Origin of the sequence: Saccharopolyspora sp. NPDC050642 (assembly GCF_040654735.1) — a bacterium.
Lineage (GTDB): Bacteria > Actinomycetota > Actinomycetes > Mycobacteriales > Pseudonocardiaceae > Saccharopolyspora > Saccharopolyspora elongata.
The window spans coordinates 88,383-104,437 of record NZ_JBFAIN010000020.1; the positions used below are offsets into that span (position 1 = coordinate 88,383).

Annotated in this window: 15 protein-coding genes; 11 read left to right on the top strand and 4 right to left on the bottom strand. The window is 71.0% G+C overall.

Features of this window, described 5'->3' with window-relative positions; translation table 11 throughout:
* The first annotated feature begins 135 nt into the window (after positions 1–135).
* Both AB0H93_RS27175 and AB0H93_RS27180 read left to right on the top strand, forming a co-directional pair.
* Complete coding sequence (locus AB0H93_RS27175) at positions 136–723, top strand: HdeD family acid-resistance protein (RefSeq protein WP_358576103.1); 588 nt, start codon at positions 136–138, stop codon at positions 721–723.
* Between the two features lie 165 nt (positions 724–888).
* Entirely contained in the window at positions 889–1,296 is a 408-nt protein-coding gene (locus AB0H93_RS27180; RefSeq protein WP_358576105.1) for a VOC family protein, read from the top strand.
* A 108-nt stretch (positions 1,297–1,404) separates the two neighbouring features.
* Here the strand turns inward: AB0H93_RS27180 and AB0H93_RS27185 are convergent, their stop codons facing one another.
* Together AB0H93_RS27185 and AB0H93_RS27190 are read right to left on the bottom strand one after the other, a co-directional pair.
* Entirely contained in the window at positions 1,405–2,268 is an 864-nt protein-coding gene (locus AB0H93_RS27185; RefSeq protein WP_235883984.1) for an HAD-IB family hydrolase, read from the bottom strand.
* A gap of 261 nt (positions 2,269–2,529) precedes the next feature.
* Positions 2,530–3,174: a sigma-70 family RNA polymerase sigma factor gene (locus AB0H93_RS27190; protein WP_358576107.1), complete on the bottom strand. Its 645-nt coding sequence runs from the start codon at positions 3,172–3,174 to the stop codon at positions 2,530–2,532.
* A gap of 361 nt (positions 3,175–3,535) precedes the next feature.
* Between AB0H93_RS27190 and AB0H93_RS27195 the strand changes: the two genes are divergently transcribed.
* The 5 genes from AB0H93_RS27195 to AB0H93_RS27215 all read left to right on the top strand — a co-directional run bounded on the left by AB0H93_RS27195 (position 3,536) and on the right by AB0H93_RS27215 (position 8,884).
* A complete protein-coding gene (locus tag AB0H93_RS27195) occupies positions 3,536–3,772 on the top strand; it encodes a glutaredoxin family protein (protein WP_358576109.1) in 237 nt (78 codons plus the stop codon).
* Between the two features lie 393 nt (positions 3,773–4,165).
* Positions 4,166–5,020, top strand: a complete 855-nt coding sequence (locus tag AB0H93_RS27200; RefSeq protein ID WP_358576111.1) for a redox-sensing transcriptional repressor Rex — start codon at positions 4,166–4,168, stop codon at positions 5,018–5,020.
* Positions 5,017–6,402: a glutamyl-tRNA reductase gene (locus tag AB0H93_RS27205; RefSeq protein WP_358576113.1), complete on the top strand. Its 1,386-nt coding sequence runs from the start codon at positions 5,017–5,019 to the stop codon at positions 6,400–6,402. The genes AB0H93_RS27200 and AB0H93_RS27205 overlap by 4 nt, the downstream gene beginning before the upstream one ends.
* Entirely contained in the window at positions 6,399–7,337 is a 939-nt protein-coding gene (hemC, locus tag AB0H93_RS27210) for a hydroxymethylbilane synthase (protein WP_358576115.1), read from the top strand. Before AB0H93_RS27205 ends, hemC begins: the two co-directional genes overlap by 4 nt.
* 14 nt (positions 7,338–7,351) lie before the next feature.
* Positions 7,352–8,884: a bifunctional uroporphyrinogen-III C-methyltransferase/uroporphyrinogen-III synthase gene (locus tag AB0H93_RS27215; protein WP_358576117.1), complete on the top strand. Its 1,533-nt coding sequence runs from the start codon at positions 7,352–7,354 to the stop codon at positions 8,882–8,884.
* Positions 8,885–9,631: 747 nt separating this feature from the next.
* Here the strand turns inward: AB0H93_RS27215 and AB0H93_RS27220 are convergent.
* Positions 9,632–10,411 (bottom strand): trypsin-like serine protease, encoded by a 780-nt coding sequence (locus tag AB0H93_RS27220; protein ID WP_358576118.1) that lies wholly within the window; start codon positions 10,409–10,411, stop codon positions 9,632–9,634.
* Positions 10,412–11,118: 707 nt separating this feature from the next.
* Positions 11,119–12,783 (bottom strand): hypothetical protein, encoded by a 1,665-nt coding sequence (locus AB0H93_RS27225; RefSeq protein ID WP_358576120.1) that lies wholly within the window; start codon positions 12,781–12,783, stop codon positions 11,119–11,121.
* A 223-nt stretch (positions 12,784–13,006) separates the two neighbouring features.
* Between AB0H93_RS27225 and hemB the strand changes: the two genes are divergently transcribed.
* From hemB to AB0H93_RS27245, 4 genes are read left to right on the top strand one after another with little or no spacing between them, the layout of a single operon-like run.
* Positions 13,007–13,990, top strand: coding sequence for a porphobilinogen synthase (gene hemB / locus AB0H93_RS27230; RefSeq protein WP_358576121.1), 984 nt, complete (start codon positions 13,007–13,009; stop codon positions 13,988–13,990).
* Complete coding sequence (locus AB0H93_RS27235) at positions 13,987–14,577, top strand: hypothetical protein (RefSeq protein WP_358576123.1); 591 nt, start codon at positions 13,987–13,989, stop codon at positions 14,575–14,577. Before hemB ends, AB0H93_RS27235 begins: the two co-directional genes overlap by 4 nt.
* Positions 14,578–14,617: 40 nt before the next feature.
* Positions 14,618–15,133: a hypothetical protein gene (locus tag AB0H93_RS27240; protein ID WP_358576124.1), complete on the top strand. Its 516-nt coding sequence runs from the start codon at positions 14,618–14,620 to the stop codon at positions 15,131–15,133.
* Positions 15,134–15,179: 46 nt separating this feature from the next.
* Entirely contained in the window at positions 15,180–15,743 is a 564-nt protein-coding gene (locus AB0H93_RS27245) for a hypothetical protein (protein ID WP_358576126.1), read from the top strand.
* The last annotated feature ends 312 nt before the right edge of the window (positions 15,744–16,055 follow it).

Genomic DNA, 16,055 nt, shown 5'->3' on the forward strand with positions numbered 1-16,055 from the left:
AAACCGCCACGCCCGGGACGGCTTCCACAACACCCGGAATCGCCGTTTCCCGGCCGAACGCGGCGAAGCCACCCGGAGTGGTGGTCTGGGCGGTCCGGAAGTGCGCCGGTTCGAATCCCGTGGGAAGGATGGATCATGAGTAGCCCTTCGGATGGTCCGACCCTGGCGGTGACCGACCGGCTGGCGAAGCTGGCCTGGCAGTCCGTGCTCGTCGTGGGCCTCTGCTCACTGGTCGTCGGCGTGCTGGCGCTGGTCTGGCCGCGGGCGACGCTGATCGTCATCGGCGTGCTGTTCGGCGTCTACCTGCTGGTCAGCGGCGTGCTGCAGATCGTCGCGGCGTTCGGCACGCACGTGACGGCGGCGATCAGGGTGCTGGCGTTCATCAGCGGCGCGCTGTCGATCCTGCTGGGCCTGCTGTGCTTCCGGGGCGAGATGCAGTCGATCCTGTTCCTGGGCCTGTGGATCGGCATCGGCTGGCTGTTCCGCGGCGTCACCCAGACGACCGCGTCGATAGCCGACCGGGCGATGCCCGCGCGCGGCTGGCAGATCTTCATGGGCATCGTCACGGCCCTGGCGGGGATCGTGCTGATGGTGTCGCCGCTGGCGTCGGTGGCGCTGCTGGTCCTGTTCGGCGGGATCTGGTTGGTCGTCCTCGGCATCGTGGAGATCATCACCGCGTTCCGGATCCGCTCCGCCGCGAAACGGGTCACCGCGTCCGGATGACGCCGATGACCGGACGCGCGAGCGGGAGGGGCGCGCCCGGCCTTCGGACGGGCCGGTGCGGTGGGCGGGGATGCCACCGCACCGGCCCGGTTTTCGCGTGGCCGCCGTCGGTGCGCGCGGTCATGCTTTCGCCGAGTCCAATCCGCTACCGGTGGGGAGAATCCGATGAGTTCCCGGCTCAACCCGTACATCAGCTTCGACGGCGACGCCCGGCAGGCGATGGAGTTCTACAAGAGCGTGTTCGGCGGCAACCTGACTATGAGCACCTTCGGTGAGTTCGGCGCCCCGGATCCGAGCAGCGCGGACAAGGTCATGCACGCGATGCTCGAGACCGACAGCGGTTTCACGCTCATGGCCTCCGACACGCCGCCCGGCATGGAGCACAAGCCGGGCACCAACATCTCGGTGAGCGTCAGCGGTGACTCGGAGGACGAGCTGCGCGGCTACTGGGCGAAGCTGGCGGAGGCGGGCACGGTGGCGGTCCCGCTGGAGAAGCAGATGTGGGGCGACACGTTCGGGATGTGCGTGGACCGGTTCGGCATCGGCTGGATGGTGAACATCGCCGGCTCGTGACCTGCGCAGGTCTCGTGAGCGGTCGTTCCGGATCAATCGCTCACGAGCCGTCGGTGGCGCTTCCGACGGGTCGTGAGCGCTGAAGCCGGTGAGAACCGGAAGGATCGCTCACGACCGGTCGCGGCGGCGGTAGGCGAGGCCGGCCGCTACCGCTCCCGCGATGGCGCTGGCCCCCATGATCGAGTTCAGGCCGATCCGCGCCGCCTTGCGGCCCGTCCGGAAGTCCCGGACCTCCCAGCCGCGGGCCCGGGCGATGTCGCGCAGGCGCTGGTCCGGGTTGACGGCCACCGCCGTGCCCACCGCCGACAGCATCGGGATGTCGTTGGCCGAGTCCGAGTAAGCCGTGCAGCGGCGCAGGTCCAGGCCTTCGCTGGCGGCCATCGCCCGCACCGCGTGCGCCTTCGCGCGCCCGTGCAGCATCTCGCCGACCAGCCGGCCCGTGTACACGCCGTCGGAGCTCTCCGCGACCGTGCCCAGCGCGCCGGTCAGCCCGAGCCGCCGCGCGATGATCTGCGCCAGCTCCACCGGGGTCGCCGTCACCAGCCACACCCGCTGGCCCGCGTCGAGGTGCATCTGGGCCAGCGCCCGGGTGCCCGCCCAGATCCGGTCCGCCATCAGCTCGTCGTAGATCTCCTCGCTGAGCTCCACCAGCTCCGAGACCTTGCGGCCGGCCACGAACGACAGCGCCTGCTCCCGGCTGGCCTGCATGTCCTGCGGGTTCTCCCGGCCGCCGACCCGGAACTTCAGCTGCTGCCAGGCGAACCCGGCCAGGTCGGTGGCGGTGAGGAACTTGCGGGCGGCGAGCCCGCGGGCGAAGTGGAACAGCGAGGCGCCCATCATCATCGTGTTGTCGACGTCGAAGAACGCCGCGGCGGTGAGATCGGGCGGGGTGGCCAGCGAGCCGTCCGGGACCGGTGCGGCGGCGACGGCGGCCTCGGCGGACGCGCGGCCGGCCACCTTCGCGCTGTCGATCGGATCGGAGCCGAGCGCGCGCGAGCTCTGGTCCGCGCCATCGGCTGAGCCTTGACGTGTCGGCACCGCCGCGCCTCCCGGGGGTCCTCCGGTGTTGTCGTGCGAAGTTCCAGGTCTTGCCGACCCGGGCCGAACCGGCTCAGCAGGCCTCTAGCTTAAGACCTGGCCGCAACCGAACTTGTGCACCTCCGCCGTGGCGTGGTGGTCCGCGATTCCGGCGGAAACCGGGCCTCCGGTTTCCGCCGGAATCGCGGCGGGAGGTCAGCGGAGGTCGTCGGGCAGCAGTTGCGCAAGCCGGCGGATCGCGCGGTGCTGGAGGGCTTTGACCGCCCCCTCGTTGCGCTGCATCGCGGCCGCCGTCTCGGTCACCGACAGGCCCTGCAGGAACCGCAGCCGGATGCATTCCCGCTGGTCGGGGTTGAGCTGCCGGACGCAGCTGAGCAGCTCCCGGTGGGTCGCCTCGGTGAGCACGTGCTGTTCGGGGCCGAAGTGCGTCCGGCCGACCGGCAGGTTGTCGGTGACGTCGGAGGTGGGGATCTCCAGCCGGTTCCGGCTGGACTTGATGTGGTCGAGGATGAGGTTCTTGGCGATGGTGATGAACCAGGCCGCCACGTCGCGGCCCTGGTAGCTGATGGAGGCGATCCGGCGCAGCGCGCGCAGGAACGTCTCGCTGGTGATGTCCTCGGCCAGGCAGTGGTCGCTGACCCGGAACAGCACGTACCGGTAGACGATCTGGGCGTACTCGTCGTAGAGGTGGCCGAAGGCGTCGTTGTCGCCCTGCTGCGCGGCGCTGACGTACGCCCAGCTCTCGGTGCCCGGCCGGGGCACCGGTCGGGCGACCGGGGCGTCGACGCTGCGGAAGGGTGCGGCCGGGGCGGGGGGTGCGAGCGTCTTCGGGCTGCTCATCTCTTGCGACCTCCTGCCGTCGTTGGCGGACCGGCGTGGTGCAGGTGGGACGCACCGGTGCCGGTGTCATGTCGCGGTGTCCGGCGGACACCCGCCTCCGGCCTGCCGACGGGGCTCCGACGGCCTGGTGACGCCGGGGGCGTGGGCGTTGGAGCAGCAGCATACGTGTTGTTACTCGGAAGTAGGTAGTGTTACTCGGTGACGGTCTGGTTGCGCAGCGTGTTCAACTGCGGCGCGACGCCTAACTCCGACAGGTGATTTTGGACACTTGACCAGCGCGGTCGGTGTCGCGCCGCCCTCCGGTCCGCTGGGTACCTTGGAGGCCGCGAAGTCGGCCCGAATTTCTCCCTGGAGCGAAGGCATGCACGAGGTGACGGTGATGACCCGCGAGGGTTGCCACTCCTGCGCGGACGCGATCTCCGACGTGCGGCGGATCTGCGCAGAGCTCGACGTGCCGTGGTCTGCGCAGGACGTGGACGCCGACCCGGAACTGCGCGCGGAGTTCGGCGACCGGGTCCCGGTGATCTTGATCGATGGAGTCGAGCACGGCTACTGGAAGGTCGAGGAGGACCGCTTCCGCCGGGCCCTGGCCCGCTGAACCGTGATCTTGCCCGGTGTCGGCGCGGGTTGCCGCCGTCACGTGCTCCAGACCACGCGTTTTGGCACGTCGGGGGGCTATCGGCAATGATGGCGGGGAAGGCTTGCGCCTCCGGCGGAGTCCGGCCCTGCGACTTTGTGCATGCGTTCACAAATTAGTTACGGTGTACGGGTCGGGTCGCCGGATTCTCGGTGTGGATCAGCGGATCAGGTGTCGAGCCGTCGGATGCCGGCGGCGTTCGCGGATGACGCCGGGGTAGCCGGTCGGCAGCCCGGCCGGTGTCGGAGCCCCCAGCCCGTGCAGTGATGCCGGGAAGTGGGCGACGACCGCCGCGCCCCCGGGTGCGGACGGGCGGGCAGGCCAAAGCAGCAGGTAGGGCGAGGGAGATCCAGCGTGACGGCCCACGGAGCGGACGTGCAGGACGGTGACGGGCAGGCCGAGGCCGATTCCCGGACCGACTCCAAGCAGTCGCCGGCGATCGAGGTCCCCGCGGCTCGGGAGCGCGCCAGGGCGATCCCGGAAGCCGCCGTCGCCCGGCTCGCGGTCTACCTGCGGGCCCTTTCCACCCTCTCCGAGCAGAACGTGGGCACGGTCTCCAGCGACGAGCTGGCCGTCGTCGCCGGGGTCAACTCCGCGAAGCTGCGCAAGGACCTCTCCTACATCGGTTCCTACGGCACCCGCGGCGTCGGCTACGAGGTCGCGGTGCTCATCGGCCAGATCGAGCGCACCCTGGGCCTGACCCGCAAGCACAGCGTCGCGGTGGTCGGGATCGGTAACCTCGGCCACGCGCTGGCCAACTACGGCGGCTTTCCCGGCCGCGGCTTCCCGGTCTCCGCGCTGTTCGACCTCGACCCGGACCTGGTCGGCGTGCCGGTCGGCGGCATCCCGGTCAGCCACATCGACGACATCGTCGAGGTGTGCGCCGACCGCGAGGTCACCATCGGCGTCATCGCCACGCCCGTGCAGGGCGCCCAGGAGGTCTGCGACCGTTTGGTCGCCGGCGGCGTTACGTGCATCCTGAACTTCGCGCCCGTCGTGCTGCAGGTCCCCGAAGACGTCGAGGTGCGCAAGGTCGACCTGGCGGTGGAGATGCAGATCCTGTCGTTTCACGTGGCCCGACGTCAGCAGGAAGCGGCGGCGGAAGCCGGTCGATCCGATGTGGACGGTGCGGACATCGGTCCGCCGGGCGGCGGCGATCGGGTGTCGGGTGAGGTCGAATCGGCGGACAGGATGGTGGAACGGCTGTGAACCTGCTCACCGTCGGGATTTCCCACCACAGCGCCCCGGTGCGGGTGCTGGAGCGCGTCGCGATCGGCGGCGATGACGTCCCCAAGCTCCTCGGCGAACTGCTGCAGCGCGAGCACATCTGCGAGGCGTTCATCATCTCGACCTGCAACCGGGTCGAGGTCTACGCGGTCGCGGAGACCTTCCACGGCGGCCTGGACGACGTGACGTCCGTGCTCGCCCGGCACGCGGGTGCGGAGGTCGGCGAGCTCGCCGATCACCTCTACGTCTACTACGCGGGCGCCGCGGTGGAGCACCTGTTCTCGGTGTCCGCGGGCCTGGACTCGATGGTCGTCGGCGAGGCGCAGATCCTCGGCCAGCTACGGCAGGCCTACGGCACCGCCGACGAGAACGGCACCGTCGGCAAGACGCTGCACGAGCTCGCGCAGCAGGCGCTGCGCGTCGGCAAGCGGGTGCACTCCGAGACCGGCATCGACGCCGAAGGCGCGTCGGTGGTCTCCGAGGCGCTCGCCGACGCCGAGGTCGCGCTCGACGGCCTGGCCGGGCGCAGCGCGCTGGTGGTCGGCGCGGGCTCGATGGGCGGCCTGGCCTCCGCGCAGCTCAAGCGCGCGGGCATCGGCGAGGTCGTGATCGCCAACCGCACCGCGGCCAACGGCGAACGGCTGGCCTCGTCGCTGCGCGCCGATGGCGTCGCCGCCCGCACCGCCGACCTCACGGACCTCAGCAGCGCGATCGCCGCGGCCGACCTGGTGGTGGCCTGCACCGGCGCGATCGGCGCGGTGGTGACCGAAGACGTGGTCGCGGCGGCGCTGACCGTCCGCGACGACCGCCCGCTGCTGTGCTGCGACCTCGGCCTGCCCCGGGACATCGCGCCCGAGGTGGCCGGGCTGCCCGGCGTGACCGTCGTCGACCTGGAGAGCCTGCAGCAGCGGCTGTCGGACAAGCAGGGCGGCAACGAGTCCGAGCGGGCCGCGCAGATCGTCGCCGAGGAACTGCGCAACTACCTCGCCGCGCAACGCTCGGCCGAGGTGACTCCGACCGTGACCGCGCTGCGCAAGCGCGCCGCCGAGGTCGTGGACGGCGAATTGCTGCGACTCGACTCGCGGCTGCCTGAACTGGACGGCGACGTGCGCGACGAACTGGCGCGCACCGTCCGTCGCGTGGTGGACAAGCTCCTGCACACGCCGACGGTCCGGGTCAAGCAACTCGCGTCGGTGCCCGGCGGTGCCGGGTACGCCGACGCGCTCCGAGAGCTCTTCGAACTCGATCCGCAGACGACTGCCGTGCTCGGCACCCCGCAGGCCGACGAGAGCCTGCCCGGCGGGGTCACCGTCGCCCAGGCGCGGCTGCGCGGTCGAGCAGAACAGGACGGTGAGGACCGTTGAACAAGACCCTCCGCATCGGCACCCGCGGCAGCGCCCTGGCGATGGCGCAGTCGTCGAATGTCGCCGAGGAGCTGGAGAAGGCGGGCTATCCGACCCAGCTGGTCACCGTGAAGACCCCCGGCGACCTCTCGATGGCGCCGATCGCCGAGATCGGTGTCGGCGTGTTCACCTCGGCGCTGCGCGAAGCGCTGGCCGCCGGCGAGGTGGACGTCGCGGTGCACTCCTTCAAAGACCTGCCGACCGAACCGGACCCCCGGTTGTCGCTGGCGGCTGTCCCGGTCCGGGAGGACCCGCGGGACGCGCTGGTGGCACGGGACGGTCTGACGCTCGGCGAATTGCCCCCGGGGTCCGTTGTGGGCACCGGTTCGCCGCGCCGCGCCAGCCAGCTCCGGGCCCTCGGCCTGGGGCTGGAGGTGCGCAGCATCCGCGGCAATGTGGACACCCGCCTGCGGAAGGTGACCGACGGTGAGCTGGACGCCGTCGTGCTCGCCCGAGCCGGGCTGGCCCGTGTGGGCCGGCTTGCGGTGATCACGGAAACGCTCGATCCACTGCAGATGCTGCCCGCGCCCGCCCAGGGTGCGCTCGCAGTGGAATGCCGCGTCGATGACGTGGACACCGAGCACCTGCTGCAGTCCGTTTTGGACGATCAGGCCAGCCGCGCCGCGGTGGCCGCCGAGCGCGCCATGTTGTCCGCGCTCGAAGCGGGCTGTAGCGCGCCGGTCGGCGCGCTGGCCGAAGTGGTGGATGACCTCGACGAGGACGGGCGCGTGGCGCTGCGGCTGTCCGTGCGAGGGGTGGTGGCGACCGACGACGATCAGTTGGTGCGCGCCTCCGCCACTGGTGAGACGACCGCCGCCGAGCAGCTGGGCCGGGAGTTGGCCGCCCAGTTGCTGGAAGCCAGGGCCGCTTTGCTCAGCGGACCTGGCAGTAGTTGATGGGGAGTGCCCTGATGACCCGAGCACGTAAGACCCCCGGACGGATTGCTTTCGTGGGCTCCGGTCCCGGTGACGCGGGACTGCTCACCGTTCGGGGCCGGGACGTGATCACCCGCGCTTCGCTGCTGGTGACCGACCCGGACGTACCCGCCGACATCGTCGGCCAGGCAGCCGACGGCGCCGAGGTCCGCCCCGCCGTGGGCGACCCGGCGGACGTGGCCAAGGACCTGGCGAACGAGGCCGCGATCGGCCGCACCGTGGTGCGGTTGGTCGCGGGCGACCCGCTGACCGCCGACGCGGTGGTCCGCGAGGTCCAGGAGGTCGCCAAGACCGGCGTCGCCTTCGACATCATCCCCGGCGTCGCCGGCGGCAGCGCGGTTCCGGCCTACGCCGGCGTCGCGCTCGGCGCGGTGCACACCGAGGTCGATGTCCGCGGCGACGTGGACTGGGCATCGCTGGCCGCGGTGCCCGGAGCGTTGGTGCTGCACACCACCGGCAGCCACTTGGCCGAGGCCGCCTCGCGCCTGGTCGAGCACGGCAGGCCGGCGACGACCGCCGTGGCGGTGACCGCCTCCGGCACCACCGTGCAGCAGCGCACGATCGACACGACGCTGGCCTCGCTGGCCGCCGACGCGGGTGAGCTGCAGGGCCACCTGGTGGTGACCATCGGCGACATCGTGTCCGAGCGCGGCAAGCTGTCCTGGTGGGAGTCGCGCGCCCTGTACGGCTGGAAGGTCCTGGTGCCGCGCACCAAGGAGCAGGCCGGCGTGATGAGCGACCGGCTGTGGTCGCACGGCGCCGTCTCGCACGAGGTGCCGACGATCTCCGTCGAGCCGCCGCGCAGCCCCGCGCAGATGGAGCGCGCGGTCAAGGGCCTGGTCGACGGCCGCTACCAGTGGGTGGTGTTCACCTCGGCGAACGCGGTCCGCGCGGTGTGGGAGAAGTTCGGCGAGTTCGGGCTGGACGCCCGGGCGTTCTCCGGCGTGAAGATCGCCTGCGTCGGCGAGGCCACCGCGGAGAAGGTCCGCTCCTTCGGGATCATCCCGGAGCTGCTGCCCTCCGGTGACCAGTCCAGCGAGGGCCTGCTGCAGGACTTCCCGCCGCACGACGACATCCTCGACCCGGTCGACCGGGTGCTGCTGCCGCGGGCGGACATCGCCACCGAGACGCTGTCGGCCGGGCTGCGCGAGCGCGGCTGGGAGGTCGACGACGTGACGGCCTACCGCACCGTCCGCGCCGCGCCGCCGCCGGCCGAGACCCGCGAGATGATCAAGACCGGCGGGTTCGACGCGGTGTGCTTCACCTCGTCGTCCACCGTCCGGAACCTGGTCGGCATCGCAGGCAAGCCGCACGCCCGGACGCTGGTGGCGTGCATCGGCCCGAACACCGCGGAGACGGCGAAGGAGTTCGGCCTGCGGGTCGACGTCCAGCCGGAGATCCCGCGGGTGGAGGACCTGGTGGACGCGCTGGCCGAGCACGCGGCCCGGCTCCGCGCGGAGGGCGCGCTGCCGCCGCCGCGCAAGGCCAAGCGGGCTCGCCGCAGCTGATTTCTCGAGTGGAGGGCGCCTCCGACCGATCCGGTCGGAGGCGCCCTTTGCTTTGCCTGGGCACCTGGAGCGGTGTCCGGGGGCGTGAGTGTTTTGGGCTGCTACAGCGCTCCAAACCACTCACGGCTCGTCGCCGGCGGAAACGCCGACCGCAGACGTCCGGGGCAGCGGTTCGGGGCCGAGATCATCTGGCGGGGTGACGTTGAGCGAGCCCACCCTGGAAAGCGCGCTCACCCTCGGCCTCAAGCCGGTCGGCGTCACCTCCACGCGCGGCCAGCAGGGCGTCGCACCCCACCTGGTCGAGAAGAGCGCGGACGCGAAGGTCGCGTCCAAGTCGTGCTGGACGAGGTCGTGCGCGCGCTGCGCGGCTGAGCTCAGGGCCGGTCGCCGGTGGACGACCTCCGCAATTTCAATGGAAGTTGCGGACCACCGGCGCGTCGCCCCACGACACACCGACACCTGTGGACAACTTCCGCAATTTCAATGGAAATCAGAGGTCTGATTTCCATTGAAATTGCGGATCGGTGGGGGTTACGAGCGGCCCCGGCGGCTGGCCCCGGAGCAGCAGCCGCGCCAGGTAGGTGCCGCCGACGGACGCGGTGAACACGCCCACCGTCGGGGCCCCAGGTCCGAGACCGACAGCAGCACCGCGCGGTGGGGAAATTGACCAGCACCCGGGTGAACGCACATTTCCCGCGAAATCGTCGCCCCTGCGCTCACGCTGGCGGGGCCTTGCTGGGCGCGGCGCTAGTCGATCTGCTCCTGGATCCAGTCGGCGATGACGTCCACTCTGGACGTGATCTCCGGCTGGGCGTGCGGGCATTCCGGCCCGCCGCTCTCGACCGACACCAGCGCGTCCGCACCGGGGCCGCGGTTCTCGAAGTAGGGCGCCCCGGAGTCGGTGGGGCAGGCGCTGGTGTCGGGGCTCGGCCAGCTGCCGGTGACGGTCGTGATGGCGTCCTGCACGTCGTGCACCTGGACCTTGCCGACCTGCAGGTGGGTGGCGGGCTCGGTCGCTGCGGCGGACTCCTGGCCCCAGCCGGCCAGCGCCAGGGTTTCCCCGGGACGGGGCGGCGTCGAGCGCAGGGCCAGGGGCCGCACGTCGTCGATCGGCTCGGCGAGCCGGACGACCGCGACGTCGTTCACCGGCGACTGCCGGACCTCCACCACCTCCACCTCGTGGCCCTCGTCCTCGTCGGCGTCGTCGGTGCGCCCCACGATCGCGGTCGTCGGGTACGGGGTGGGGCCGCTGACCGGCTTGCGGTCGACGTCGTGGAAGCAGTGCCCGGCGGTGATCACCCACTGCGGATCGATCAGCGCGCCCGAGCAGGCGCTGTCGTACTTGCTGCCGTCGGGCTTGGGGATGTCGGTCATCAGGAACTTCACGGCGAACGGGAAGGTGCCGTCCGCGGCGTCCCGGGCGTTGGCCACCGCACCAGCGGGCACGGACACCGCCACGCCCACCCCGACGGCGGCGGCAGCGGCGACGACCCCGGCGATCACCTTGGGCCGCAGTACTCGTAACACGGCAATCCTCCGAATCCTGGAGAGCGCGCAGATCGGCTTGCGCAGCGGGATCTCAGCGGCCGCCTCGACCCCGGAGGGGTGGGCGCCGCGAACCCGCGGCGGGGCCGATCGCGGGGGTGCGCGGAAGCGGCCTCGCCGCTTTCCCGTCGCCGACTCCACCGCAGCGCCCCGCCGTTTCCGATCCGCGCGGGCTCTTGTTCACATTGGTCCGGTTGCGGAGCCAACATCAACTGCGACGGGGACGGCAAGCTGATTGGCGAGTTTCCGGGAGGTCCCTCACGAACTCGTGAGCGCGTCGTTACCCGCGCCCCGGTTGGTGCGGGTTTCCCGCCGGGGCCGGGTCCTCTTTTGCTCTCGGCAGCGCATAGCTTCGGGAGCGTGCGATTTCGTGCCAAGTGGACTGCGGTGTCGGCACCCGCTGCGCTCGCCGCGCCCGAGCTGCCGCCGATCACCCATACCCTGACGGCGAATCAGGGCTACCGCGCACCGTCCACAGAGGAACAAATGGCATCCCGCGGGCGCAGGCCAGACTCCGCCCGGACCGGGCGTGGCGGCACGCGAACGGCGCGGGCGTGACCGTCGCCGTCGTCGACACCGGCGTGGACGCGACCGCCCCGGCGCACGGTCAGCGCGCGTCGCTGACCGAGTACGTGGGCGGGCACGAGTTCATCTGCCGGCGCGACTGCCTCGCGGACGCCTGCAGGAACTCACTCGCCCCTGAAGACCTCGTCGATGCCGTTGCGCTTGCAGAACTCGGTCAGCTTTTCGGGGTCGGCGAAGAGGTAAGTGGTCGATTCGTTCCCGACCTCGACGAACCGGCGCGGGTCGCTCGGGTCGGCCGGGCGCAGGGCGTGGGCCATCCCGGCGGTCACCTCGATGTCGAGGTAGTCGCCGTTGTCCTCGGTCTCCCAGGAGTGCGACGAACCGCGGTGGGTGAAGGAGAAGCGGAACCCCTCGATCTCCTCTTCCTCGATGTCGTCGATCTCGGCGGTGTCGCCGTCGGCATCGAGGACGACCAGCTCGGCGTCCGAGACCTCGACGGCGCCGCCAGAGGCCTCGACGAACTCGGCCAGGAGGTCGGCGTAGCCCGGCGGGTAGAACCCGGAATCCACCTCGAATTCGACCGAACGGCCCGCCCGCTCGAACACCGCCAGCAGCAGGTCGTACGGGGACACCGGACCGGGGGCCAGCTCGTCCGCGGCCTCCGCCGCCCACTCCGGCACCAGGCCGAGACCGGTCAGCTCTGCCGCGAGGTCGCGGGCCGATGCGGCGTTCGTGACCAGGCTTCGGAGGCGGGGCAGGTCCTCGTCGTACTGGTCGCGTTCGGCGAGCTTCTCGACGGCCCGGGTGGCGGCCGCCATCGCGATGGGCCCGCCGATCCGGACCAGCGCATCGCAGAACTCCCACGGGGATCGCCGCGCCGTCTTCCCGACGATCCGCACCACCAGCTCAGCGACTTCGGGATCGGCCGTTCCGCGGTAGCGCTCGCTGAGCACCTCGATCGCGCCCTCCGGGAACCGCTGCCACTGCTCCCGGGCATGGCGTTCGGCGAGACCGGGGTCCAGCACCGCGATGGCCTGCAGGGCCATGGCCGCCGCTTCCTGGTGCGGTGATTCCAGCGCCACTTTCTCCAGCAGCGGCAGGCTTTCCATGCCTCGGCTGGTCAAAGCGTCCACTGTGTACCGGGTGTAGCCGTTCATGAGCCGGTCCGCGCACCGTTCCAGAGCCCATTCGTAAGCTCCCGGCTCGGCCCTCGCGGCTATCGTCGTCAGCGCATCCGCAGGCCACTGCGCGTGGTCGATCGGCAGGTCCAGCCACCGGCGCACCTGGTCGGCCACCTCGCGGCTGGGCCAGGTTTCGGCGGCGGCGTTCAGGAGGACCCAAGCGGTCGAAGTGCGTTCCTCGCTGCTCGGCAGTTCGTCGATCGCCGACTCCGCCAGCCGCAGCAGCCGTGGCCCAACCGCCGCGATGCGGAGGATGCCGAGCGTGGCGGCGGCGCTTCGGTGCAGCGCCTCGTCGTCGGAGCCCAGCATTTCCAGCAGCCACGGGGTGAGCAGATCTTCGTGCTCGGCGAGCGCCGCCGACCCGGACTCGTCCGCGCCGATCCGGAGGGCGACCGCGGTGTCCTCCCAGCAAGCGGGGTCGGCCACCAGGTCGGCGAGCAGATCGCCGGCGGCCTCGTCCCGAAGGCGAGCGAGAGCCACGGCGGCGAACGTCCGGTCCCAGCCCGTGCCGGACCGGGCGACCGCCCGCAGTTCGGCGCGGTCCTCCTCGGTCATCGCGGCGAGCAGCCGCAGATCTGTCGCGTCGTGGAAGGAGATGTCGCCGGGAGCCGCGAGTATCGCGACCAGGCGAGACGGCCGAGCGGTCAAGTCCTGCTCCTGTGCAGCTGGTCGAACAGATGTGTGGAAGCTAGCAATCGCCAGGCGCGCGGAACCGGGTTTTGGCGGGGAATGGCCGGTCGGCGCGCGGTTTCCCCGACGCGCTCAAGGCTGGGCGGTTGGCGGGGCCAGGCCGAGCCCTCGGCTCGTCCGTTCTGTCGGATCGCTAGGCTCGTGGTGTCACCCCGCCGAGCCTGTTTGGGGAGCCGCTGTCATGTACCCCTCGCACCGTCCGCGCCGACTGCGTCGCAACCCCGCGCTGCGCCGACTGGTTTCCGAGACCTCCGTGGAGCCCCGCCACCTGGTGCTTCCGATGTTCGTTCGCGAGGGCGCGACCGAACCGGTGCCGATCGCGTCGATGCCCGGCGTCGTGCAGCACAGCCGTGACTCGCTGCGCAAGGCCGCGGTCGACGCCGTCAACGCCGGTGTCGGCGGGCTGATGCTCTTCGGCGTGCCGACCACGCACGACGCCGAGGGCTCCGGCGCGGTCGACCCGGACGGCATCCTCAACGTCGCGCTGCGCGACCTGCACTCCGAGCTCGGCGACGACACCGTGCTGATGGCCGACCTGTGCCTGGACGAGTTCACCGACCACGGGCACTGCGGCGTCCTGGACGAGGACGGCAACGTCGACAACGACCGCACGCTGCAGATCTACGGCGAGATGGCCGTGGTCCAGGCCCAGTCCGGGGCGCACGTGGTGGGCCCGAGCGGCATGATGGACGGCCAGGTCGGCGTGATCCGCGACTCGCTCGACGCGACCGGCTTCGGCGACACCTCGATCCTGGCCTACTCGGCGAAGTACGCCTCCGCCTTCTTCGGCCCGTTCCGCGAAGCGGTGGACTCGCAGCTCACGGGCGACCGCAAGACCTACCAGCAGGACCCGGCCAACGGCCGCGAGGCGCTGCGCGAGGCCGACCTGGACCTCGCCGAGGGCGCCGACATGGTGATGGTCAAGCCCGCGATGTCCTACCTGGACGTGCTGCGCGACATCGCCGGCGTGGCCGACGTGCCGGTGGCCGCCTACCAGGTGTCCGGCGAGTACTCGATGATCGAGGCCGCGGTCGCCAACGGCTGGCTGGACCGGCAGCGCACCGTGCTGGAAACCCTGACCTCGATCCGGCGGGCCGGCGCCGACATCGTCCTGACCTACTGGGCGGCCGAAGCCGCGCGCTGGCTGCGGGACGCGCGGGCATGACGGACCTGGGGCAGCGGGTGGACGCGTTCGGCCGACCGGTACCCGAGCCGGAGCCACCGTCGGCGCCGCAGGCGCTGCAGACGGCGAAGTGGCTGTGGCTCGGATCGGTGCTGCTCGGCGTCGTGCAGGCGTTCGTCCAGCTCCTCGACCGGCCCAAGCTGATCGCCGAACTGCGCCACATCCAGCCGACCATGACCACGCAGGACCTGGAGGCCGCGGCCAACAGCGGGATCATGTTCACGTTCCTGCTCAAGGCGCTGATCCTGCTGGTGTACCTGATGCTGTCCCGGCGGATGCTGGAAGGCCGCAACTGGGCGCGCGTCGTGCTCACCGTTTTCGGTGGCTTCGGGATCTTCAACGCGCTGATCACGGTGCTCACCGTCTCGCTGGTCGGCGGGGCGCTGATCCGCGAGCTGACCGGCGTCGGGATCACCGGTGCGGACGTCGCGTTCTCGCTGGTCGTGATGGTCGTCCAGATCGCCGCGATCGTGTTCATGTACCGCCCGGAGGCGAACCGGTTCTTCTACGCGGTGCGCAGCCGCCGCCCCGGTAACGCAACGGGGCGACAGGGTAACGGTTGGTCATAATGCCTGGACGGCGGGCTCCGCAATTCCTAACCTGGAGCAGGTGACACCGCCGCAGGAACCAGAGCGCGACCCGCAGGTGCCCGGCCACGAGCTGTCCGGGCCGTGGCGGCCGACCACGATCGACTACGCCTTCTGGTCGGGGATCGCCAGCGTGGTGGTGGGCTTCGCGATGCTGGCGGCGTCGTTCCTGCTGGTGTCCGACGCCGAACTGCAGGCGGTGCTGGAGGAGACCGCTGCGCAGGGCCAGCCGATCACGATGGACCAGGCGCGCAGCATCTACAACGCGGTGCTGGTGATGGTGGTCGTGATCGTGGTGGCCATCGCGGCGTTGTGGATCATGTTCCTGTTCTTCATGCGCCGCGGGCGGAACTGGGCCCGGGTCGTCATCACGGTGATCGGCGCGGTGTGGATCCTGCTGACGATCCCGTCGGTGGCCGGCGGCGGCATCGTGGCCTCGCTGCTGTCCCTGCTGCAGCTGCTGGCCGTGGCGGCGACCATCGTCTTCGCGTACCTCGCGCCGTCGAACCAGTACTTCCAGCACGGCCGACACCGCTGAGCACGTTTCCGATACGTCGGGATGGTCCGCGTATTAGTGTTTTCGGGTGACGTCGCCGCAGAACCCCTGGCAGCAGAACCCGAACCCGCAGCACGCGGGCTATCCGCAGGTGCCCATGGGCCATCCGCAGCAGATGCCCGGCGGGAAGCCGCGCCTGCCCGGCACCGTGAACTTCGCGAGCATCCTCGGCCTGGTGGTGCCGCCGCTGTCCGCGGTGCTGAGCGTCATCAGCTTCGTGGTCCTGCTCGTCATGCTCAGCGACTACCTGGAGAGCACCTGGTCGGTCCTGGCGGTCAACGCCTTCTTCACCGTCGCCGCGGTGGTGTGCGCCATCCTCTGGATCGTCTTCTCGCTGGTGATGCGCCGCGGGCGCGGTTGGGCGCGGATCGCGCTGGTGGTCCTGGCCGTGCTCTGGCTGCTCTACGACGTGTACTCGATCGTCTCGTTCTTCCTGGCGGTCGGCGGCGACTTCGGGGAGGCCATCAGCCAGCCGACCGTGATCATCGGCATGGTCCAGATGTTCCTCGTGATCGTGACGACGGTGCTGTTCCTCGTGCTGGTCTTCCTGAAGCCGTCGAACGACTACTTCAAGGCCGCGCAGGGCAGGTGAGTCCGGCGGGCGACGTGGACGGCCCCGCCCTGCTCGTGGGCGTGGCCGTCCGGCGCCCGAATGTCCCCGAAGTCGGCCCGCCCGGCTGATCACCTGCATTACGGTCGGCGGGTGACGTCGCCGCAGAACCCTTGGCCGCCGCAGGGACCCAACCCGCAGCAGTTCCAGCCGCAGCCGGGCTATCCGCAGCAGGCCCAGTTCGGGCACCCGCAGCAGCCGCCGCTCGGGGCGAAGCCGCCCGCGCCCGGCACCTCCTGGCGTTCGTCACGCCGGTGCTGTTCACGCTCCTGGTGTTCCTGAAGCCGTCGAACG